Consider the following 20,842-nt stretch of genomic DNA (forward strand, 5'->3'; position numbering starts at 1 on the left):
CTCTGATTATTGACCTACTTTTTCTGCTGGCCCCTACCGTGAGTTTTATCTGTGAGCTTTGCTAGTGGCAGTTGCACCGCTGTGGCGGTGATGGGGAGGCAGTTTAAAGGCATAAAAAAAGCCCCATCCTTGCGGATGAGGCTTTTTAATATGGTGCCCGGAGGCGGAATCGAACCACCGACACGGGGATTTTCAATCCCCTGCTCTACCGACTGAGCTATCCGGGCTTTGCGATCTTGCTGGGCTTCCCCTGCGTCGCGAGGCGCGTATTAAAGCCCTTCCCCGGGTCAGAGTCAACCCCTTGATTATAAAAAAGTTTTTTTTCTTTGCCGGGGAAGCTTCGGGGCCTTGTGTTACTGCTGTTCCGGCGGAACGTAACCGTCGGCTGCGTCGTATTCCTCGCCGCTCAAGAACTTCATCATCTGCTCGCTCAAGTAGGCGCGGCTTGAGGGTTCCATCATGTTCAGGTGCTTTTCGTTAATCAGCATGGTCTGGTGGGACATCCACTCCAGCCAGGCTTTTTTGGAAACGTTCTCGAAGATATCCATGCCTTTGGGGCCGGGAAAGGGCGGTGCATCCAGACCTTCCAATTCCTCTTGGTACTTGCGGCAGAATACGGTTCTGGACATGGACTCCTCCTGGTTTTAGTCGGCAGTGGTCGGCGTGAGCAGGGGAGCCTGCAGCGCCAGTAGTTGTTTTGCCAGCTTGACGATAGGGGCGGGTAGCCCCAGTTCCTGGGCCGCACGAGGGCGGTTTAAACGCCGCAGTTTATACCAGCCAGCGCCGCTCTCCGCCACCTGTGCTGGGACTTTGCTCAGTTGTACCCACACCGGGGAAATATCCAGGTGAAAGTGAGTGAAGGTGTGTCGCAGGGTCGGCAGGGTTTGGACGTCACTGGCACGCCAGCGCTTTGCCTTGAGCCAGTCGCTGGTATTGTCGGCTTCAGGTGGGCTCCAGAGTCCTCCCCAGATACCGCTGGGCGGACGCTGTTCCAGATAGATTTCACCTTTGTGTTCAAGCAAGAGCAGGGTGGCACTGCGCACCGGCTTTTCCTTGCGCGGTTTCTTGCCGGGGTAATCCTGTGGGTTGCCCTGGGAGTGAGCCACACAGGATTTTTTCACCGGGCACTCCTCGCAGCGTGGTTTCGAGCGGGTGCACAGGGTGGCACCCAGGTCCATCATCACCTGGGTGTAGTTGTTAACGCGTTGGTTTGGGGTATAGGTCTCGGCCAGTTGCCACAGTTGATTGGCAACTGCGGTCTGTCCGGGCCAGCCCTCCACTGCGTGAAAACGGGCCAGCACCCGTTTGACGTTGCCGTCGAGGATCGGCGCCCTGAGTCCCATACTGATACTGGCAATAGCGCCAGCGGTGGAGCGGCCTATGCCACTCAATTCGGTCAGTTCCTCTACGTCCTGGGGAAACTCCCCGCCATATTCCTCCAGCACCGTCTGGGCGCATTTGTGCAGGTTGCGGGCGCGGGCGTAGTAGCCGAGGCCGCTCCAGTGAGCCAGGACTTTGTCCTGGGGAGCGCGGGCGAGACTTTCTAGGGTGGGGAAGCTCTGCATAAAGCGCTCAAAGTAGGGAATAACCGTGGTGACCTGGGTCTGTTGCAGCATGATTTCGGACACCCAAACCCGATAGGGGTTGATGTCTTGCTGCCAGGGCAGGTCTTTGCGCCCGTGTTTGTCGAACCATTTCAGGACGGCATTTTGGAACTGCTTTGGGGTCATGGGGATACTGCGGGCTGGAATCTGTGGTTGAACGCTGGAGTTGTGCACCGGGCGGGCCCCGGTGCACTTTAGCGGGGCCTTAGCGGCCGAAGAGATTTTTCAATTTTTCTTTCAGTTCGTCGACCTTTTCTTCAACTTTATCGCCATATTTCTTTTCGGCTTTGTGCTTCAGTTCTTCCCGCAGCAAGTCGTCGAGGCGGCGGCTGTCGGGTTTACAAGTGCTGATGTTCACATCGTCGAAGTCGCCCTTGCAGCGCAGCGGCAGCGGGCGGTTGCGCCAGCGCTTGTTGCGCACGGTACAGCCGTCGGCGGAGGTGCTCTCGCCCACCAGGGCCAGGCCGAGCTTGAAGTCGAAGTCCTGTTTCTTCAGGTCCACCTCTCCGTCACCGGTCAGGGCGATATTTTCGATACCGGCGAGAATTTCGCTCACATCCACCTGGTCGCCTTTCACCGCGATGGTGGCGCGAAGGTCCTGCAGTCCGGTGCTGTTGGGCCAGTCCCGGGTGGGCATTTCGGTATTTTCCGCGTAGCTGAACAGCTGGCACATGTTTTTCTCCAGATTGAATGGAGAAATCGACATTTCCTTGCTGGAAACCTCAACGGAGGCGCGCAGGTTTTTCTCTAAAGCTGTGGATGTTTTACCTTTGGTGCTGGCACTCCAGTTAACGCTGGCTTCCCCAGCCAGCTGGACTTCTTCACTGGGGAAGAGGGCAGCTTGGACCTTGCCGATATCCACATTGGTGAGACCGCCGCGCATCTGCGCCTCGGCGGACTGGGCGCGAGCGTTGAGCTGGCCATTCGTGTTCAGCTGGCCACCATAGATATCGGCGCTCAATTTTTGCAGTCGGTAGAGGCCGTTATCCACAGTGAGTTGGATTTCTGGGCTGTCCATTTGCAGGTCAGCGGCTTGCAGTTGGTCCAGTGCCAGGTTGATATTGGCGTTGAAGCCGCGCAGGTCGCTCAGTGGCAGGGGTTCTGCTGCGGGCGGTTTGGCAGCTACTGTTCTCTTTGGTTTTTCTGCGGTTTCAGTTTGATCGCTCTGTGCCGCCTGCTCTCCCTGCTTTTTGCTTTCAGCGGCGGGAGCCTGCGCACTCTGTGCTTCCACTCCCTCGGTTTGTTCCGCCGAAGCGGCTCCAGCCTCATCTTCGTTCGAAGGGGGCAGGTAGTTATCCAGGTTAAAGGCGCCGCCGCGCAGGTTCAGGTCCAGCCCGGGCATTTCTGCGTTGCGCAACTGGGCGTTGCCGCTAAAGGTGACGTCGTCCAGTTTCAATTGCAGTGGTGTCAGGTCGAGTTTTTGCTCGGTACCTTCCACGCTCGCTTCGATACTCAGCTTTTGCAGTGCCGCTTTATCGCGGGTATCGATTTCCGTGCCCGTCAGTTCAAACCAGGGGCGCAGAGGGTCGGCATTGGCGTTAACGTTTAGTTGTATACGCCAGGGTTGGGTGTTGCTGTCCCTGCGCAGGTAGCCGCGCATATGCAGGCTGGCCTTGGCGCTGTTCTCAGAGGTGAGGTCTACTTGTAGCGGTTGCAGGCGCAGCCCATTGAGGCCCTCGTCCAGGGCGAGGGTACTATCAATTTTTAGCTTCAGCGGGTGTTTGAGGTCGCTGCCGGTAAGGTCTGCTGCGGCAGTGAGTTTGCCCGGTTCGCCACCCGGTACCAGGTTAATAACGCTTACCTGCAGGTCTTGGACTTTGTACTCTTTGTTAGTCTGGGCATCGCTGTAGAGCACCACGCCCTTCTCGATACGCAGCTTTTGCAGGCTCAGGTCGACCTGTTGTTGTGATGGCTCTTCCTGTTCCTTGGGGATAGAGAGTTTGGGAGGTTGCTTGCTCTGAGCTTCCAGGGCCTCGCTAATCAGCTCCCAGTTGCCGCGCCCTTCTTTGTCGACGGTGAGCTCAATTTGCGGAGCTACCAGGACTATCTCCTCAGCCTCTACTTTGCGTTGCAGTAGTGGCTTGAGGGCCACGCCAATGGCAATTTTTTCTGCTTTCACCAGAGTTTGTTTTGGCAGCTTTAATGGTGCCAGCTGTACATCTTCAAGTTGCAGGCCGAGCTTGGGCCACAGCTGCCAGCCGATATCACCTTCCAGTTGCAGGGAGATGCCCTGTTTGGCAGCGAGTTTTTCTAACTGGGGTTTGTATTGGTTGATGTCGAGTCCTGCTAACAGCCAGGCGACGGCGCCAGCGAGTAGCAGGAAAACGATTAAAAGTGCGATAAAAGTGCGCTTTATCCAGGCCATGGAGAGCATTGTCCCTGTGTATTTGTCGTGTGGTGTCACGCATATGACGCCGCAGCGCGGCTCGATGTTCCCGCGCACTTCTACAAATAGGTTATGCCGGAATTGTAGGAGATGCAGCCCCGCGAGGCTGGGAAAGCACTGCGGGGCCATTGAAGCAGGTGTTTATTAGAAAATAAACCGCACACCGGCTTCGACGCTGCGACCAGCTTCAGGAGCGTAGTCGCGCAGTAGTGAGGTGGAGTTGCGAATTTCTTCGTCGAGCAGGTTGCGGGCGCTGGCGAAGATCACCGCGTCGCTGCTGCCGATGTTGAAGTTGTAGTGGGCACTCAGGTCCATACGGGTATAGCCGTCGGTTTCTTCTTCGTAGGCGCCGGCGCGATCCTGGTCCGCAGCTTCGACTGTGCGCCATTCCCAACCCCACTGGTCGTACTCTGCTCCCAGGGCGAGACCCAGGCGCAGGGGAGGCATGCGCGGCACATCGGAACTCTCACCGGCGATATCTTCGTCGAAGCTCGCGCGCACAACATCGCCAAACAGAGTCAGGTAGAAGTTGCTGCGCAGGGGAAATTTCACCGAGGCTTCAGCACCGTAGAAGGTGGCATCGCGGTTGCCATAGGCGTAGATGGGCAGCTCTTCTTCAAACAACTCATTGGTGTTTTGCGCGTAGATGTAATCGCCGATGCGGTTGTAGAAGACGCTGGCTTCAATCTGCGCTGCATGCCAGCCACTGGCCGCTTCGTTGTGGTGGTGATAGCCCAACTCCAGATTAATGGATCGCTCTTTGTCCAGTTCACTGTTGCCAATTAAGTATGTGCCCTCGGCTAGGTGCTCGCCGTCGGCAAACAGCTCTTCGGCTACCGGGGCGCGTTCGGAGCGGGTGGCACCGACGCTGATATGCTGGTGCTCTTGCAGGAAGTACTGCAGGGTAGCGCTGGTGCTGAACAGGTTGAAGTCACGGTCTTCTTCGTACTCAGGATCGACATCGACACGCTCAATACGCGCGCCCAGGTCCAGGTGCCAGTTGCCCCATTCGCGTTCCTTCATGGTGAAGAGGCCGGCGCTGCGGGTGCGGGAGGGCTGGATAAATGCCCCTTCGTCAGAGGTAAAGTCTTTATCGGATAACTGCAGGCCATAGGCGCCACGCCACTCGCTACCGCTGTCGTGGGTGATTTCCAAGCGCCCTTCCCAGGCTTCGTTGGCATAGCGGGTACCGGCTGCGTCCTCTTCCAACTCTACGTGCTCGTAGTCGTTATAGCCGATACGCAGGCGTAACTTGTCCCAATAGTTGCTGTTGAAGCGGTGCTCGCCTTTGAGGTCGTAGCGAGTCTGCGCCATATCGATACGCACAGCTTCGACTTCGCTCTCCTCCTCATGCTCTTCGTGTTCCTCGTGATCGTCCTCGTCGTGCTCCTCATCATCGTGGTGGTGCTCGTGAGTGCCGAGAGGAATGCCGTAGTTGTTCTCAAGCTTGTTTACTGACAGACCGATATAGCCACTTTCAGTAATCCAGGAAACTCCACCGCTGTAGCTGTGGGCGCGGGCGTTGGTGTTGCCGACGTAGCCGTCGGTGTTGAATTCTTCCTCGTGCTCGCCTTCGTCCTCGTCGTGTTCTTCGTGTTCCTCGTGCTCGACAATAGCGAGGCCGGGAATTTCCGTGTCGTCATTTTCGCGGTAGACACCGTCGAAGTACCAGGCCAGCTGCCCGGCACCGCCGGTAAAGCGGAATACCGAGGCATCCTGGTTGTTGGCAGTGTCGTGGCGCATCTCAACCGCGCCTTCAACTTTCTCGGGTACGTCAGTGGGGATGCGACCGTCGATAATATTTACCACCCCACCGATAGCGCCGCTGCCGTAGCGTAGTGCCGCCGGTCCGCGCAGTATCTCGATGCGCTCCGCCAGTAGAGGTTCGATACTGGCGGCGTGATCGGCGCTGGTGTTGGAGGCGTCAGAGACATCCAGATTGTCGTTCAGGATCTTCACCCGGTTGGCGCTCTGGCCGCGAATAACCGGTAGGCCCACGCCACTGCCAAAGGAGGCGTTGGCCACTCCCGGCTGGTTCTTCAGGGTTTCGCCCAGGGTGGCGGAAGCGGCTTTGCGCAGGGTCTCGCCGGAGAGCACCGATACCGGCGCAGCTACTGCGTCGGCGGGCTTATCCAGGGGAGATACGGTGACGTTAACTTCTTCCAGTTTGTTGCTGTCTTCTGCGGCGCAAATAGCGGGCACGGCCAAGCTGGCAATAGCCAGGGCCAAAGTATTGAACTTAGTCATTGTTTTTAATTCCTGTCACAGGCGGACAATGCCATACGCGCTCCAGCGCGGGCATTCACTAAAAAATATCGGTTTTTGGGTGTTAGCTGAGTGACAGGAAGAAGGGAGGGGCGCGCGCACTCTGGCGCTCTGGCTGGCGATCGCGCGCGGTTGGCGCAGAGGGCCGTTCATAGTGACTTTGGGGCTCAGCCTGTACGAGCAATGGCTCGCTGCCGAGTGCTGCAGGTGAATGCATGCAACACAGGTCACACATCTCTACCTGGGTATTGCCCAGGTGAAAGTGCTCCGCCCACAGCGGCTGAGCTGCTACTACGGCGAGTAACAGGAACAGGCTGGCCCAGTAATGGGATTTTCGGCGCTTTAGAGTAACCATGCGGAGCATGATAGGGCTAAACAATTACGAATCAAGTTTCATCTGACACTAGAGAGCCACAGGGGATGTCATTCATCCTATAATTTGCGCCCTCTGTCTTATCGTGCAAATAAGGATCGCTTTCGATGCGTACAGCTAGCGTCACCCGTGACACCCTGGAAACCAAGATTCAAGTCAGCGTTAACCTGGACGGCCAAGGTCATGGCAAGTTCGCGACTGGGGTTCCTTTCCTGGAGCATATGCTCGATCAAATTGCCCGCCACGGCATGATCGACATGGACATTAGCTGCGATGGCGATATTCATATCGATGACCATCATACGGTGGAAGATATCGGCATTACCCTGGGCAAAGCCATTACCGAAGCGCTGGGAGATAAAAAGGGGATGACCCGTTACGGCCACAGCTATGTCCCATTGGATGAGGCGCTTTCCCGGGTCGTAATCGACTTCTCCGGGCGGCCCGGCCTGGTTATGGATGTGCCTTTCACCCAGAAGCGGATCGGCAACTTTGATACCGAACTGTTTTTTGAGTTCTTCCAGGGCTTCGTCAATCACGCGCTGGTAACAGTACATATTGACTGCCTGCGTGGCCACAACGCTCACCATCAGGTGGAAACTGTATTTAAAGCCTTTGGCCGCGCCCTGCGTATGGCGTTGACCCCGGACCCCCGTATGGCCGGCACCATGCCCTCCACCAAAGGAGTCTTGTGATGGGTAAGATTGCGGTACTCGATTACGGTATGGGCAACCTGCACTCGGTGGCCAGCGCCCTGAACAAGGTGGCGCCGGAGGCCGAGGTGGTGCTGGCACAAACTCCGGAGCAGGCCGAGGGCGCAGAGCGCCTGGTGGTGCCCGGTGTGGGTGCCATTCGGGATTGTATGGCAGGGTTTGTCGATGCGGGTTTTTCGCCGCTGCTTCGCGAGGCCATCAGTGTGGGTACCCCGGTGCTGGGTATCTGTGTGGGTATGCAGATCATGATGCACCACAGCGAGGAGAATAATGGCGTTGATTGCCTGGGGATTTTCCCGGAGCCGGTGAAATTCTTCGGCGACAACATTCCCCCGGCGCAGAGTGCTGAACGGCTCAAGGTGCCCCATATGGGCTGGAACAGTGTTCAGCAGCGGCAGCCGCACCCCCTGTGGGCCGATATTGCCGATGGCAGCCGTTTCTACTTTGTCCACAGTTACTATGTGCCGGCTGCTGAAAACCCGGATATTGCCGGGCAAACTGAATACGGTGTCCCTCTGGCTGCCGCAGTTGCCAGGGAGAATATCTTCGCCACCCAGTTCCACCCGGAGAAGAGTGCCGAGGCTGGCTTGCAGCTGTTAAAGAACTTTGTCCACTGGAACGGCCGGGCTCAATAGACCCAGCTCACCGATCACACTGAAATTACTGCCGACGTAAGAAAAGACATGATTGTAATTCCCGCGATAGATTTAAAAGACGGCCAATGCGTGCGCCTGCGCCAGGGCGAGATGGATGACGCCACTGTATTTTCCGATGATCCCCTGGCGACAGCCCAGCACTGGGTGAACGAGGGGGCTAAGCGCCTGCACCTGGTGGACTTGAACGGCGCCTTCGCCGGCAACCCGGTGAACGGTGAAGCGGTAACTGCTATCGCCAAACAGTTTCCCGATTTACCGGTGCAAATTGGCGGAGGCATTCGCGATTTGCACACTATCGAGCGCTATCTGGATGCCGGTGTGCAGTGGGGGATTATCGGCACTGCGGCGGTAAAAAATCCCAAGCTGGTGGAAGAGGCGTGTCGCGAGTTTGAGGGCCATATTATTGTCGGGCTCGATGCCAAAGATGGCTTGGTGGCTACTGAGGGCTGGGCTGAGGTCTCCGAGCTGAAGGCGACAGAACTGGCCAAGCGCTTTGCCGATTGTGGCGTCAGCTCTATTGTTTATACAGATATTGCCCGCGACGGGATGATGCAAGGCGTCAATATTGAGGCGACTCTGGAAATGGCCCGCGCAGTGCAGGTGCCTATTATTGCCTCCGGCGGTGTCAGCAGCATTGAGGACATTGAACAGCTGTTGGATGCCGGTGAAATCTACGGTGCGATTACCGGCCGGGCGATCTATGAAGACAAGTTGAACCTGCGCGAAGCGCAGCAGCTTTGCGACCAACGGAACAAATAATGGCTCTGGCGAAACGTATTATTCCCTGTCTGGATGTGGACAACGGCCGCGTGGTGAAGGGCGTTAACTTTGTCGATATCCGCGATGCCGGCGACCCGGTGGAAATTGCCCGCCGCTACAACGAAGCGGGCGCGGATGAAGTCACTTTCCTCGATATCACCGCCACCCATGAGCAGCGCGATACCATCCTGCACACGGTGGAGAAAATGGCCCATGAGGTGTTTATCCCCCTCACTGTCGGCGGCGGTGTGCGCACCTTGCAAGATATCCGCAATCTGCTGAATGCCGGTGCGGACAAGACTGCAATCAATTCAGCGGCGGTGAAAAATCCCGAGTTTGTACGCGAGGCCGCCGAGCGCTTTGGCAGCCAGTGTATTGTGGTGGCCATTGATGCCAAGCAGGTGGGAGAGGGCCGCTGGGAGATCTTCACCCATGGCGGGCGCCAGCCCACTGGCATCGATGCTGTGGCCTGGGCCCGGCAGATGGCCGAATACGGTGCCGGCGAAATCCTGCTGACCAGTATGGATCGCGACGGCACCAAGAACGGTTTTGACCTGGCCCTGACCCGGGCAGTTACTGAGGCGGTTCAAGTGCCAGTCATTGCTTCCGGTGGTGTGGGAGATCTACAGCACCTGGCGGATGGCGTATTGCACGGCGGTGCGGATGCGGTATTGGCTGCGAGTATTTTTCACTTCGGCGAATACACCATTGCCGAAGCGAAAGCGTTTATGCACAGCGCAGGGATTGAAATGCGCTTGTAGGTAGGTGTAGGTCTTGCACGGCGGGCCCAGGGCCCGCCGCACTCTGCTTACTGCTGTTCGTCTGCGCGGGCAAGGCGCTCGCGCAAACCCCTGTCCCTGTGAGCGTAGAGATTGAGGCCCTTGAGTACATTGAGGGCTTCGAAGATTTGATTGTCGCGATCCATCCAGTCTTCCCGTTCTTCCTGTTCTCTCGAGCGGTCTTCAGAAGTCCGGTCGGCACCACCGTTACCGTTGTCCAGATGCCCGGCCAAATCCGCTTCAGTGGGTCTGGGAGAGTCGTCCAAGCGGGTAACTTTCACCCGCTCTACCACGATATCTGGTGTGATGCCCTGGGCCTGTATTGAGCGGCCATTGGGAGTGAAGTAGAGCGCAGTTGTCAGCTTGATGGCGCGCTCATTATTGATAGGGATCACCGTTTGGACCGAGCCCTTGCCGAAGCTGTCGGTGCCCATCACCACTGCGCGGCGGTGGTCCTGTAGGGCGCCGGCGACAATTTCCGCTGCAGAGGCGGAGCCCGCGTTGATTAATACAACCAGCGGAGCGCCTTCGGTTAAATCGCCCGGCTCGGCGGAATAGCTCAGGTTGGCGGCTTCATTGCGACCTTCGGTGTAGACCACCAGGCCCTCTTCCAAAAATGCATCCGCTACTTCCACCGAGGATTGCAGCACGCCACCGGGGTTGTTGCGCAGGTCGATAACTAGCCCTTTCAGTGCGCCTTTCTTCTGCAACTTGATCAGCTCGTCGGCCACATCGGCGCCGGTGTCCAGCTGGAACTGGCTGATGCGCAGATAACCGTAGCCATCATCGAGGACTTTGCTGCGCACACTGCGCACGCGCACGGTGTCCCGCTTGAGAGTTACATCGAAAGGTTCTTTAAAACCTTTGCGAGCGATGGTCAGGGTGACACTGCTGCCCTTGGGCCCACGCATCCACTCCACCGCTTCATCCAGGCTCACGCCCTTCATGGATTTGCCCGACAAGCGCAGTATGACATCGCCGGCCTTGAGGCCAGCGCGGGAGGCGGGGGTGTCGTCCATGGGGGTGACGACGGTGATATGGTCGTTTTCGATGCCCACCTCGATCCCGAGGCCGGCAAACTCACCGGTGGTGTTGGCTTGTAAATCGTCAAAGGATCGGCGATCAAGGTAGGAGGAGTGCGGGTCTAGGCCTTGCAGCATGCCCTTGATGGCGTATTCCAGCAGGGTGCGGTCGTCCACTTCCTCGATATAGCCCTGGCGAATTTGCTCGAAAACTTTGGCAAAGCTGCGCAGATCTTCCAGCGGCAGGCGGGCTTCAGTGTCTGCAGCCACCTGGGAATGGCTATCGCCGTCGGTCAAACCCATTAAAGGCAGGGCTGTCAGAGCGGCTGCGCCGATCAAGGTTGTCAGCGCCTTGGGGATAAACATGTTGTTGTGACCTCTGCCTTATTTCTTCGCTGCTTTGCGAAAGTGTAGACCGCAGAGATTGGCAGGGATTCTAAGCGGACGCCAAATTCTACAGTGTCACGATCTTAGTCGTCATAAGCCCAGGGGTCTTACACCTGGGTTGGCTCCCGCTCTTATTCTCTTTTGGCGATAAAAAAGCCGCTACTCCGCAGCTTTTCGTCGTGGTGCTTTCTCATTTAATTAGCACAGCGGCGGGAGTCGTGAGATGAAGTGGAGAGCATTAGGCGGGTGTGTAATCCCGATCGCTGTGATTTGCGAGGGGGCTCTATAACGGGTGCGTGGAAAATGCCCGGGATTTTACGCCTCGTATTATGCCCTCTGTGCCAGCTCCGATCAGGAGCGGCACCAAACTGTAGGGTCCTGCGCTTTACCCCGGTGGCGAATTTCGAAGTAAACACCGCTATGGCTGAGTCCACCGCTATTGCCAACCCGAGCGATGGTGTCACCACTTTCCACCCACTCGCCAATATTGCGGGTGAGGGACTGGTTGTGGGCGTAGAGACTCATGTACTCCTCTCCATGATCCAGGATAACCAGCATGCCGTGGCCGCGCAGGTAATCGGAGAAAACCACGCGGCCGCGGTGGATCGCCCGCACCGGCTCCCCTTCATTGGCGCGCAAGGTGACACCTTTCCAAGTGATGCCATTGGCGCGGCGCTGTCCATAGGCATTGGCGCGGCGGCCATCAACAGGCCACTGCATCTTGCCCCGCTGGCGCGCAAAGGGTTTTTGCTCGCTGGGGTTTACCAGTGAGGCGATGGCGCGGCCTACTTCGTCGATCAATTTTTGCAGGCGTGTGCGATCCCCTTGGAGCTGCTTGAGTTCACCGCTGCCATCGGAGAGCCGCGCCGCAAGTTTATCCAGCGTGTCCTTGCGATTCTGCTGTGCGACGCGCAGTTTGCTCTGGCGTTTCTGCAGTTGCTCTCGCTCCGCTTTCAGGGTCTCGCGCTCGCGCTCAATGGAGGCGGATACGGTTTCCAGTGAGGTGAGGGTTTCAAGGTAAGTGTCTATGATGCGGCTGCGTTCTTGGAGGAAGTAATCGTGGTAGCGGAGATGGCGGGCGACGTTCTGTGGATCTTGCTGGTTGAGCAGGAGCTTGATCTGCTCCTGTCGGCCTAGTCGGTATGCGGCGGCGATCTCCTGCTCGACCCGCCGCTGCATACTTCGTCGCGACTCTTGCAGTTGCTGTTGTTCCTGCTGGAGTTCGCGCAGCTTGTCCGAGCGGCTGCGCATATCCTGTTTGATCTTGTCTATGCGCTGGTGCAGCCCAGAAATATCTTTCTCGTTCTCTTCCAAATCCTTGAGCAATTGGTCGCGCTGGCCCCGCACCTGGTTGAGTTCCTGTTGCAGGGACTCAATGCGTTGCTTGATTTGCGCCAGGCGCGCCTGCTCATCTCCCTCTGCCTGGCTCCAGGCGGGCAGGGAAATCAGGGCGATCAGGAAGAGTACGAGAGTTTTCATCAGTCCATTTTTACCAAACTTTGGCCGGTCATTTCCGCCGGTTGTGGCAGATCCATCAACGCTAACATGGTTGGTGCTACATCCGCCAGACTACCTCCGTCACACATTTGCACATTGCGCTCGCCGATATAAACAAAAGGCACCGGCAGAGTGGAGTGCTGGGTGCTGACTTGGCCGGAGTTGGCGTCGAACATCTCTTCCACATTGCCGTGGTCGGCAGTAATCAGCACCTCGCCGCCGGCAGTCAGAGCGGCGTTTACGACGCGCTCTACACACTGGTCCAGGGCTTCGACGGCTTTTACCGCCGCCTCGAAAACACCGGTATGGCCGACCATATCGCCGTTGGCGTAGTTGCAGATAATGGCGTCGTACTCGCCGCTCTCAATCGCCGCTACCAGTTTGTCAGTGACGATTGGCGCATTCATTTCCGGTTGCAGGTCGTAGGTGGCCACATCCGGTGACTTGATCAATTCACGGGTTTCGCCGTTGTAGGGCTCTTCGCGGCCGCCGCTAAAGAAGAAGGTAACGTGGGCATACTTCTCTGTCTCGGCGATGCGCAGCTGGGTTTTGCCCTCTGCAGACAAGTACTCGCCGAGGGAGTTGACTAGGTTTTCTGGCGGGAAGGCACAGCTGGCGTGGATATCGGCAGCGTATTCGGTCGTCATGACAAAGTCCGCCAGCTGCGGCTTGGCTTTGCGCTCGAAGCCGCTGAAGTCCTGCTCGGTAAAAGCGCGGGTTAACTGGCGCGCGCGATCCGGGCGGAAATTCATAAAGATAAGGGCATCGCCGTCCTGGATCGGAGCGGGCTCGCCAATCACCGTTGGCGCGACAAATTCATCGTTTTCACCGCGCTCATTGGCCGAGGCCAGTCCTGCCAGGGCGTCACTGGCACTGTGCTCTGCTGTACCCAGGGTCAGCATGTCGTAAACGGACTCGGTGCGCTCCCAGCGCTGGTCGCGATCCATGGCGAAGTAGCGCCCGGCCAGGGTAGCCATATGGGCATTGCCGACGGAGTCACACACCTGCATCAGGCGCGCCAGGGATGGTTCGGCACTGCGCGGTGGGGTGTCGCGGCCATCGAGAAATGCGTGTACATAAATAGCGCGGGCGCCGCGCTGTGCCGCCAGGGTTATCATGGCGACAATATGGTCTTCGTGGCTGTGTACGCCGCCTTCGGATAGGAGTCCCATAATATGGACGGCGCCGTTATTGGCGATAGCCTTATCGACCGCAGTGGTGTAAGCGGTATTGCGGAAGAAGTCGCCGTCCTGGATGGCTTTGTTGATCCGGGTAAAGTTCTGGTAGACCACTCGACCGGCACCCAGTGTCATATGGCCGACTTCCGAGTTGCCCATTTGTCCATCGGGCAGGCCCACCGCCATCCCGGACGTCTGGATCAGGGTTTTTGGGCGGGTCGACCAGATATTGTCCCAAACCGGAGACTTGGCTGCGTGAATCGCATTGTGCTCGGGATTGTCGCTGTGGCCGAAGCCGTCCAGAATCAGCAGGACCAGGGGGCGTTTTTGCGGGGCTTGCGTAGCGGCCATAGCGACAGTATTCCTCTTCCAAGGGTTAAATTGCGGACGCGGATTTTAACCTGTGGGGCTGGTATTTCACCATGTTATTTAGCTTAAGCCGGATTACAAAGAGGCTGGGGCGGAGGGATTTGGTTGATTAGAATTTCGCCATGATCGTGTATACTCCCGCCGGCATTGGGCGCCGTAGCGCCCTATTGATTACCACTTGAGGATTTTGGGGGCGAAGTGGATTTTCTCGACTTTTTAGCTGAGCAGTGGCTGTTGGTCGGCCTGCTTGTGGCATTGCTTTACGCATTTGTTTTGACTGAGCGATTCAAGTCTGGCGAGCCGGCATCACTTCATGAAGTGACCAAGCTGATCAATAGCGACGGGGCCAAGGTGCTGGATATTCGCGATCGCAGCGAGTTCACTGCCGGTCATATTGTCGACTCCCTGCATATTCCCCACGGGGATGTGGCTGAGCGCATTGCCGAGCTGGAACCGTTTAAAGACAAGACCATTATTGTCGCTGACAAGATGGGGCAGCACGCAGGTCCGGTGGGGCGCATGCTGAAACAGAAAGGTTTCCAAGTGCGTCGCCTGCAGGGCGGAATGAGCGAGTGGGCTAACCAGAACCTGCCTGTCGTTAAAGGCAAAGGTTAACCTGAAGTATCAGTTTGACGGAGTTTTGTCATGCAGAATGTTGTCATTTATACCACCCGTTTCTGCCCCTACTGTATTCGCGCCAAGCAGCTACTGGATAGCAAGGGTGTCGCTTATCGCGAAATCCCTGTGGACAATAATCCCGGCTTGCGCGCAGAAATGGCTGACAAGGCGGGGCGCCGCTCTGTGCCGCAGATTTGGATTGGCGATAAGCATGTAGGTGGTTGCGACGACCTGATGGCGTTGGAGCGCGGTGGCCGACTCGACAAATTGCTGAAAGCAGCGGGATAAGCGGAAAACTGACGCGGCCGCCAACATGCGGTCCCCAGTTTTTGCTATTTATCCGGTCTGGGCCTTGAAACGTTTTATCGAGGCCCCAACTGTTGAGTTATTACCGGAGTCTTTCTCACGGAAGGCATCAATAAACTTTTTATAATGAACAGGCTGTAACATGGCTGAAGAATTAAATGGCGCAGCGGCAAACGCAGAGGCTCCACAAGTACAATTTGCGATGCAACGCATCTACCTGAAAGACCTCTCCTTCGAAACCCCGATGGGTGCCGAGGTCTTCAAAAAGCAGTGGAAGCCCCAGGTTAATCAGGAGCTGAACACCAAGACTGCGAAGATCGAGGACGATCTGTACGAAGTGGCTCTGACCCTGACTATCACCGTAAAGCTGGAAGAAGACACCGCTTTCCTGGTGGAAGTAAAACAAGCTGGCCTGTTCGGTATCAAAGGCCTTGAAGGTCAACAGCTGGCCCAGGCCCTGAATACTGCCTGCCCGCAAATTCTGTTCCCCTACGCTCGCGAAGTGATCGATAACGCTGTAGTTAAAGGTTCTTTCCCGGCACTGATGTTGCCGCCGGTGAACTTCGACGCTCTGTTCGCTGCTGCCCTCGATAAGGCACAGAAAGAAGCAGAGGGCGCTCAAGCGAACGCTTAATTCGTTTTAGCCCAGCTGGCACGATAAAAAGGTCCCTTAGCGGGGCCTTTTTTTATATCTGTAATCTCCCCGGGGATAGCGTCCATTTTACTGACTATCCCTCCGCAACCGCAGCACAAACCTGGAGCCGCTTATGCAGTGGGATCTGCCAAACCCATTTATCACCAAAGTGACGGTTGGCGCCGAACATGTGGATGGTCTGAGTCATGCCAACAATGCGGAATATGTGCGCTGGTGTGAGGCCACCGCCTGGGCGCACAGCGCAGCCCTGGGTCTGGATGTCACGAATTATCAGCAGCTTGACCGGGGAATGGCAATTCGTCATGGCGAGTATGACTATATACTGGCGGCCAGAGAGGGGGAGGAATTGCTGTTTGGCACCTGGCTCACTGAGGTGGACGGGCGTCTGAATATGACTCGCCGCTTTCAGGTGTTTCGCGCCGCCGATAAGGCATTGGTATTGCGGGCCGAATGGCGGATGGTGTGCATTGAGCTTTCCACTGGCAAGCCAAAACGTATGCCGGCGATCTTCAAGGAAATTTACAGTCCGGCAGTGACTGCCCCGGAGGCTGAAAAAAATGAGTGAAGAGTTTGTATCCCTGACCAACAATTCAGGGGCGCTTAAGGACAAGACCATCTTTATCACTGGTGCCAGTCGTGGCATCGGCCGGGCGATTGCCCTCAAATGCGCGGCGGATGGTGCCAATATTGTGATTGCCGCTAAGTCGGCAGAACCACATCCCAAGCTTCCGGGAACCATCTTCTCGGTGGCGGAGGAAGTGGAGAAAGCCGGCGGCAATGCCCTGGCCCTGCAGGTGGATGTGCGCGATGAGCAGCGAGTAGAGCAGGCTATGTCGGAGGCTGCCGAAAAATTTGGCGGCATCGACGCTGTGATTAATAATGCGGGCGCGATCAACCTGACCAATGTTGAGTCGACACCACCCAAGCGCTACGACCTGATGCAGAGTATCAACAGTCGCGCGGTGTATCTCACCGCCCACTTGGCGACTCCCTACCTGAAAAAAGCTGACAACGCCCATATCCTCAGCCTGTGCCCACCGCTGAATATCCAGCCCAAGTGGTTGGGGCCCTTCGCTCCTTACGCCCTGTCAAAGTTTGGTATGACCATTCTCAGCCTGGGTTTGGCGGAAGAGCTGCGTGAGGCGGGGATCAGCGTGAACACTTTGTGGCCGCGCACGCTGGTGGCCACCGCTGCGATTGAGTTTGCGGTGGGTAGTCGCGATATGTTTGAGCAGAGCCGCAAGCCCTCGATTATGGCCGATGCGGCCTACGAGATACTGACGACTAAAGATGTCGCCTTGAGCGGTCGCCAGCTAATCGATGAAGAGCTGTTGGCAGAGCGCGGTGTGAAGGATTTCACCGGTTATGCCCACAATCCAGCCAATGCAGACAATTTAACCAAGGATTTATTTCTCGACTGACGCTGGCAGGGGGTATTTGTGAGCAGCGACAGCAAATTATTTAAAGACGCTCTCGGTGAAATGGGAGACGTTAAACCGCTGGCGCAGGAGCGCCGCGTCAATTTGCGCAAGGAGCCGAAGCAATCTGAGTCTATGTTGCGGGAGCGCCGCGCCGCTGCCACGCGCCTGACAGAGCGGGAAATGAACCCCCTGTCCGGTGAATATATTGATCTGGTAGAGCCATGGGATCCGTTGGAATTCAAGCGCGATGGTGTGCAAAACGGGGTCTATCGCAATTTGCGCCTGGGCAAATACAGCATAGATGCGCGCCTAGATTTACATCGCCACTCTGTGGAGATGGCGCGCAGGGCCGTGATGGAATTTATCCGTGATTGTGTTGAAGCGGATGTGCGCTGTGCCCTGATTACCCACGGTAAGGGTGAGGGGCGTAAGCAGCCGGCGTTATTGAAAAGCTGTATCAATCACTGGTTGCCGCAGCTGCATGAAGTATTGGCTTTTCACAGTGCGCAACCCCAACACGGGGGCTTGGGAGCGACTTATCTGCTGCTGAGAAAGAGTGAACGCAAGCGGCAGGAGAATCTGGAGATACATCAAAAACGCCGTTAAGGTTCTTTTGTAACTTTTCTGTCACTTATGCAAATTAAGATGCGCCGCTGAGGCTTTCCCCTCAAGAGTGCTTTTTTAGACTCCTAAAGCTCATCTTTTTGATTCTTCTTGATTGTCATTCTGGCGACCCAATGGGTCGCCTTTTTTATAGGGTTGGGCCTGGCGATAGCTGCGGTCTACTTGTTCAAACTCAATATAGGCACTGCCATCGGTATTGCTGATCATCATCTTGTTACCCACGATAACAATCAAATCAGACTTTCTCAGGGCATTGAGGTAATCGATCTCCAGTTCATCGCTGGGGTGTGCTCCCCCCATGCGCGCAATAGCGGGAATCCGCTCCCAGGTGAAAGCACCGCTGCTAGTGAGAGAAAATCGCCCCAGGTACGGATTGGTGCCACTGTTGCCCCTAACATAACCAAATTGATCGCATTTGAAAAAGGGTCTATCCCGCCAAAACCTGCTCCAGCTCAGGGTTGAGTCATAAGTGCGCCCGGAGTAATACAAGCTCGATAGCACCCACTCGTGCTCACAGGCAGACCAAGCTGATCGTTGGAGTTGGGGAATAGGGGGATTGGGGGTGCTGCAGCCTGCAAGCACCAGGTTGCATACGATAATACTCAGTAGTAAGTAAAAAGCACGACGTGGCATGATGTCGTTCTCATTGATTTTGCGACATTTAACCTAAAAATTTACAGGTCTTCTGTGGCGGCGTTCAAGGTCCGGCCTTTACGTATTCTATATAGATATCACCGGAGGGGTCACGAAGTATCAAACGATTCCCGCGCGATTTGGTAAATGCCTGGCGAGTGGCGGCGAGGGCACCGAGGTAGGCATGCTCTTGCCGCAGCAAGGGTTCGGGGCCGCCCATCTTGGTAGAGACAAAGCTGGAGGTATCCCAAAGTAACTGCCCGTTATCGGTTACCTGCACCTCTCCCCGATAGGTGTTTATGCCACTCCTCCCCATGACATTGCCTTGGAGATTGCACACAAAGGTAAAGTCCGCAGGCCTCTGGATGTCGACCACCCCACCATTGACGCGCAGGCGCACCAGCTGCCACTTCTTACCACAGACTGCTCCCATACTGCCTGAGGATTGAACAACTTGGGCTTCTTCTATTCGGTTTGTTAGACATCCGCCGACAACTAATAGGGCTCCCAGAAGCCATATTTGTACCAACCTACTCATCGACGAATAACTCCCAAACACAAACCCTTCTCCAGCCCACACCCAAGCCAGCCACTTTTCGGCTTTCACAAAAGCTTAGTTGTTGGCTGCCGTGACGAGACGACAGCAGTGACAAGCTATGCTTGCACTGATGTAAAAAAATAGTATTTGGCCATCGATTAAAGGACGGTCGTCGATATGATCAGGCGCACCAAAATTGTTGCCACCCTGGGTCCAGCTACCGATAAAGAAGAAACACTTCGGCAATTAATCAAGGCCGGTGTGGATATGGTTCGCCTGAACTTCTCTCATGGAAAAATTGATGATCACAGGCGTCGGGCAAAATTTGTCCGCGAGGAAGCCGAGCGTCAGTGCAGACATATTGCCCTGCTGGGAGATTTGCAGGGGCCCAAAATTCGTGTCGGAAAATTCACTGATGGGCGTATATATCTGCGCAAAGGTGAAGAATTTATTTTGGACCCGGATTGGGATAAAGATAGTGGCAGTCCTGAAGGTGTCTGGGTTGATTATGAAGCACTCGCAGAAGACTGTAATGAGGGAGACCGCCTGTTACTGGATGACGGCCGATTGAGTTTGCGCATCAAAAAAATTATTGGTTTGTCGTTAAAAACTGAAGTTGAAAATGGTGGCTGGTTATCTGATAGAAAGGGAATAAATAAGCAGGGAGGTGGCCTTACTGCGCCGGCACTGACAGAAAAAGACCATCGGGATATCAAAGTTGCCGCCGAGTTACAGGTAGATTATTTAGCCGTTTCTTTCCCTCGCGATGCTCGCGATATTCACAAAGCGAGAAAGTTACTCAGAGAGGCGGGTGGCACAGCACATATTATTGCCAAAATTGAAAGGGCTGAAGCGGTATCCAATGATGCTCGACTCGAGAAGCTTATCTTGGCCAGTGATGCCATTATGGTAGCGCGCGGTGATCTCGCCGTGGAGATTGGTGATGCAGAATTAATGGGAGTACAAAAACATTTAATCAGCTATGCCCGCTATCTCAATCGGGTAGTTATTACTGCGACACAAATGATGGAGTCGATGATTTCGAGCCCGGTACCTACTCGAGCAGAAGTCTGCGATGTGGCCAATGCAGTACTGGATGGTACTGATGCGGTAATGTTATCTGCTGAGACAGCGGCAGGTGAATATCCTATTGAAACCGTTAAGCATATGGCTGAAGTGATTCTTGGGGCAGAAAAACACCGTAAAATTTATTCCACGCCGGAAAGCCTTCGCGGCGATTACCCTGCGGGTGATGCGTGTATCGCCATGGCCGCCATGATCATAGCGAATCATTGCCGAGAAATTAAAGCCATTATTTGCCAGACCGAAACTGGAAATACTGCGTTATTGATGTCGAGAGTATGTGCATTAATTCCTATTTACGCTTTTTGTCGGCACCAGAAGTGCTGCAATCGTGTAGCCCTCTACAGCGGCGTTGACCCTGTATTAATGGATGTTTCTAATATGGACGGCCCGCTGCGAGATCAAAAAGCAATTTCTTATTTGCTGGATCAGGAACTGCTAATTTCAGGGGACTTCGTTTTGATATCCCGGGGTTATCAACAGGATATTGGTGGTCACACCGATACCCTGCGTATTGTCCGCGTGCCCTGATACAAACGATTAAATTACAAATTCTTACAGTGCAAATAACTTACCCCGCACGAACACATCTAACCAGTACCTTGGTCTCCAATTCCTGCTCAACACAGCGAAACTTCTGACCGTCAAGGGTTAATGACTTTGGGCTTCCCTGGGGCGCGGTTGTCGAACAACCGGCAACTCCTGTCGCCAGGGCCACGGCAAGCAGAATAAGTAGTATTTTCTGCACCGCAGTTACCTCTTTGAGTGGTGTGAGTGACGCATTCCCGAAGAACTTGTTTATTCAGGGTAGAGGTAATAGCTGTCATTGAGATGTATAGCGCGCCAATTTGTTAAAAGTGGCGACAGTGAGCTTGGATGGTGAGGCTATTTAAGTGGGCGGTTGCACTGAGGTTGGCGATTAACTTACCCCGCTGCGTCTTTTGATGGTTTGCTACAGCGGGGTTAGTTACCTAAT

Annotated in this window: 22 protein-coding genes and 1 tRNA gene; 11 read left to right on the top strand and 12 right to left on the bottom strand. The window is 55.6% G+C overall.

The features are described 5' to 3' along the window. Positions 1-151: 151 nt before the first annotated feature. From ACJJIS_RS22700 to ACJJIS_RS22725, 6 genes are all read right to left on the bottom strand, one after another. Positions 152-227, bottom strand: a tRNA-Phe gene (locus ACJJIS_RS22700). Between the two features lie 126 nt (positions 228-353). Continuing rightward, the gene (locus ACJJIS_RS22705) at positions 354-629 is read right to left on the bottom strand and encodes an oxidative damage protection protein (RefSeq protein ID WP_282930759.1); all 276 of its coding nucleotides are present in this window, start codon (positions 627-629) and stop codon (positions 354-356) included. A gap of 15 nt (positions 630-644) precedes the next feature. After that, positions 645-1,730 (bottom strand): A/G-specific adenine glycosylase, encoded by a 1,086-nt coding sequence (mutY, locus tag ACJJIS_RS22710; protein ID WP_444898274.1) that lies wholly within the window; start codon positions 1,728-1,730, stop codon positions 645-647. 79 nt (positions 1,731-1,809) lie between these two features. Next, on the bottom strand, positions 1,810-3,969 hold the full coding sequence (locus ACJJIS_RS22715; RefSeq protein ID WP_444940437.1) for an AsmA family protein: 2,160 nt from the start codon (positions 3,967-3,969) through the stop codon (positions 1,810-1,812). A gap of 165 nt (positions 3,970-4,134) precedes the next feature. Further along, positions 4,135-6,237 (bottom strand): TonB-dependent receptor, encoded by a 2,103-nt coding sequence (locus ACJJIS_RS22720; protein ID WP_444940438.1) that lies wholly within the window; start codon positions 6,235-6,237, stop codon positions 4,135-4,137. Between the two features lie 82 nt (positions 6,238-6,319). Then, the gene (locus ACJJIS_RS22725) at positions 6,320-6,619 is read right to left on the bottom strand and encodes a hypothetical protein (RefSeq protein WP_475709151.1); all 300 of its coding nucleotides are present in this window, start codon (positions 6,617-6,619) and stop codon (positions 6,320-6,322) included. Between the two features lie 116 nt (positions 6,620-6,735). Between ACJJIS_RS22725 and hisB the strand changes: the two genes are divergently transcribed. Genes hisB through hisF form a run of 4 tightly spaced genes read left to right on the top strand, consistent with a single transcriptional unit; the run spans position 6,736 to position 9,517 of the window. Further along, entirely contained in the window at positions 6,736-7,323 is a 588-nt protein-coding gene (gene hisB / locus ACJJIS_RS22730) for an imidazoleglycerol-phosphate dehydratase HisB (RefSeq protein ID WP_282930763.1), read from the top strand. Further along, complete coding sequence (gene hisH / locus ACJJIS_RS22735) at positions 7,323-7,976, top strand: imidazole glycerol phosphate synthase subunit HisH (protein WP_475709152.1); 654 nt, start codon at positions 7,323-7,325, stop codon at positions 7,974-7,976. The genes hisB and hisH overlap by 1 nt, the downstream gene beginning before the upstream one ends. A gap of 48 nt (positions 7,977-8,024) precedes the next feature. Next, positions 8,025-8,756 carry a 1-(5-phosphoribosyl)-5-[(5-phosphoribosylamino)methylideneamino]imidazole-4-carboxamide isomerase gene (hisA, locus tag ACJJIS_RS22740; RefSeq protein WP_413663754.1) on the top strand — a complete coding sequence of 244 codons (732 nt, stop codon included), beginning with the start codon at positions 8,025-8,027 and terminating at the stop codon, positions 8,754-8,756. Continuing rightward, positions 8,756-9,517, top strand: a complete 762-nt coding sequence (gene hisF / locus ACJJIS_RS22745; RefSeq protein ID WP_282930766.1) for an imidazole glycerol phosphate synthase subunit HisF — start codon at positions 8,756-8,758, stop codon at positions 9,515-9,517. The genes hisA and hisF overlap by 1 nt, the downstream gene beginning before the upstream one ends. 47 nt (positions 9,518-9,564) lie before the next feature. Here the strand turns inward: hisF and ACJJIS_RS22750 are convergent, their stop codons facing one another. From ACJJIS_RS22750 to gpmI, 3 genes are all read right to left on the bottom strand, one after another. Continuing rightward, positions 9,565-10,923, bottom strand: coding sequence for a S41 family peptidase (locus tag ACJJIS_RS22750; protein ID WP_413663753.1), 1,359 nt, complete (start codon positions 10,921-10,923; stop codon positions 9,565-9,567). Positions 10,924-11,295: 372 nt separating this feature from the next. After that, on the bottom strand, positions 11,296-12,423 hold the full coding sequence (locus ACJJIS_RS22755) for a murein hydrolase activator EnvC family protein (RefSeq protein WP_475709153.1): 1,128 nt from the start codon (positions 12,421-12,423) through the stop codon (positions 11,296-11,298). Continuing rightward, the gene (gene gpmI / locus ACJJIS_RS22760) at positions 12,423-13,970 is read right to left on the bottom strand and encodes a 2,3-bisphosphoglycerate-independent phosphoglycerate mutase (RefSeq protein ID WP_475709154.1); all 1,548 of its coding nucleotides are present in this window, start codon (positions 13,968-13,970) and stop codon (positions 12,423-12,425) included. The genes ACJJIS_RS22755 and gpmI overlap by 1 nt, the downstream gene beginning before the upstream one ends. A 216-nt stretch (positions 13,971-14,186) precedes the next feature. On the opposite strand from gpmI, the gene ACJJIS_RS22765 reads away from it, so the two are divergent. The 6 genes from ACJJIS_RS22765 to smrA all read left to right on the top strand — a co-directional run bounded on the left by ACJJIS_RS22765 (position 14,187) and on the right by smrA (position 17,594). Then, positions 14,187-14,603, top strand: coding sequence for a rhodanese-like domain-containing protein (locus tag ACJJIS_RS22765; RefSeq protein WP_282930770.1), 417 nt, complete (start codon positions 14,187-14,189; stop codon positions 14,601-14,603). A 30-nt stretch (positions 14,604-14,633) separates the two neighbouring features. Next, the gene (grxC, locus tag ACJJIS_RS22770) at positions 14,634-14,894 is read left to right on the top strand and encodes a glutaredoxin 3 (protein WP_282930771.1); all 261 of its coding nucleotides are present in this window, start codon (positions 14,634-14,636) and stop codon (positions 14,892-14,894) included. 160 nt (positions 14,895-15,054) lie between these two features. Continuing rightward, positions 15,055-15,546, top strand: a complete 492-nt coding sequence (secB, locus tag ACJJIS_RS22775; protein WP_282930772.1) for a protein-export chaperone SecB — start codon at positions 15,055-15,057, stop codon at positions 15,544-15,546. Between the two features lie 133 nt (positions 15,547-15,679). Beyond that, positions 15,680-16,132, top strand: coding sequence for an acyl-CoA thioesterase (locus ACJJIS_RS22780; RefSeq protein ID WP_282930773.1), 453 nt, complete (start codon positions 15,680-15,682; stop codon positions 16,130-16,132). Beyond that, on the top strand, positions 16,125-16,988 hold the full coding sequence (locus ACJJIS_RS22785; RefSeq protein ID WP_282930774.1) for an SDR family oxidoreductase: 864 nt from the start codon (positions 16,125-16,127) through the stop codon (positions 16,986-16,988). The genes ACJJIS_RS22780 and ACJJIS_RS22785 overlap by 8 nt, the downstream gene beginning before the upstream one ends. An 18-nt stretch (positions 16,989-17,006) precedes the next feature. Further along, positions 17,007-17,594, top strand: a complete 588-nt coding sequence (smrA, locus tag ACJJIS_RS22790; protein ID WP_444892318.1) for a DNA endonuclease SmrA — start codon at positions 17,007-17,009, stop codon at positions 17,592-17,594. Positions 17,595-17,684: 90 nt separating this feature from the next. Here the strand turns inward: smrA and ACJJIS_RS22795 are convergent, their stop codons facing one another. Next, on the bottom strand, positions 17,685-18,245 hold the full coding sequence (locus tag ACJJIS_RS22795) for an META domain-containing protein (protein ID WP_282930776.1): 561 nt from the start codon (positions 18,243-18,245) through the stop codon (positions 17,685-17,687). Between the two features lie 64 nt (positions 18,246-18,309). Then, a complete protein-coding gene (locus tag ACJJIS_RS22800) occupies positions 18,310-18,783 on the bottom strand; it encodes an META domain-containing protein (RefSeq protein ID WP_413663749.1) in 474 nt (157 codons plus the stop codon). Between the two features lie 177 nt (positions 18,784-18,960). On the opposite strand from ACJJIS_RS22800, the gene pyk reads away from it, so the two are divergent. Continuing rightward, a complete protein-coding gene (gene pyk, locus ACJJIS_RS22805) occupies positions 18,961-20,397 on the top strand; it encodes a pyruvate kinase (RefSeq protein WP_282930778.1) in 1,437 nt (478 codons plus the stop codon). Between the two features lie 40 nt (positions 20,398-20,437). On the opposite strand, the gene ACJJIS_RS22810 is transcribed toward pyk, so the two are convergent. Continuing rightward, positions 20,438-20,614, bottom strand: a complete 177-nt coding sequence (locus tag ACJJIS_RS22810; protein WP_413663747.1) for a hypothetical protein — start codon at positions 20,612-20,614, stop codon at positions 20,438-20,440. Positions 20,615-20,842 lie beyond the last annotated feature (228 nt).

The sequence above is a fragment of the Microbulbifer maximicatervae (SeqCode) genome (assembly GCF_056231245.1).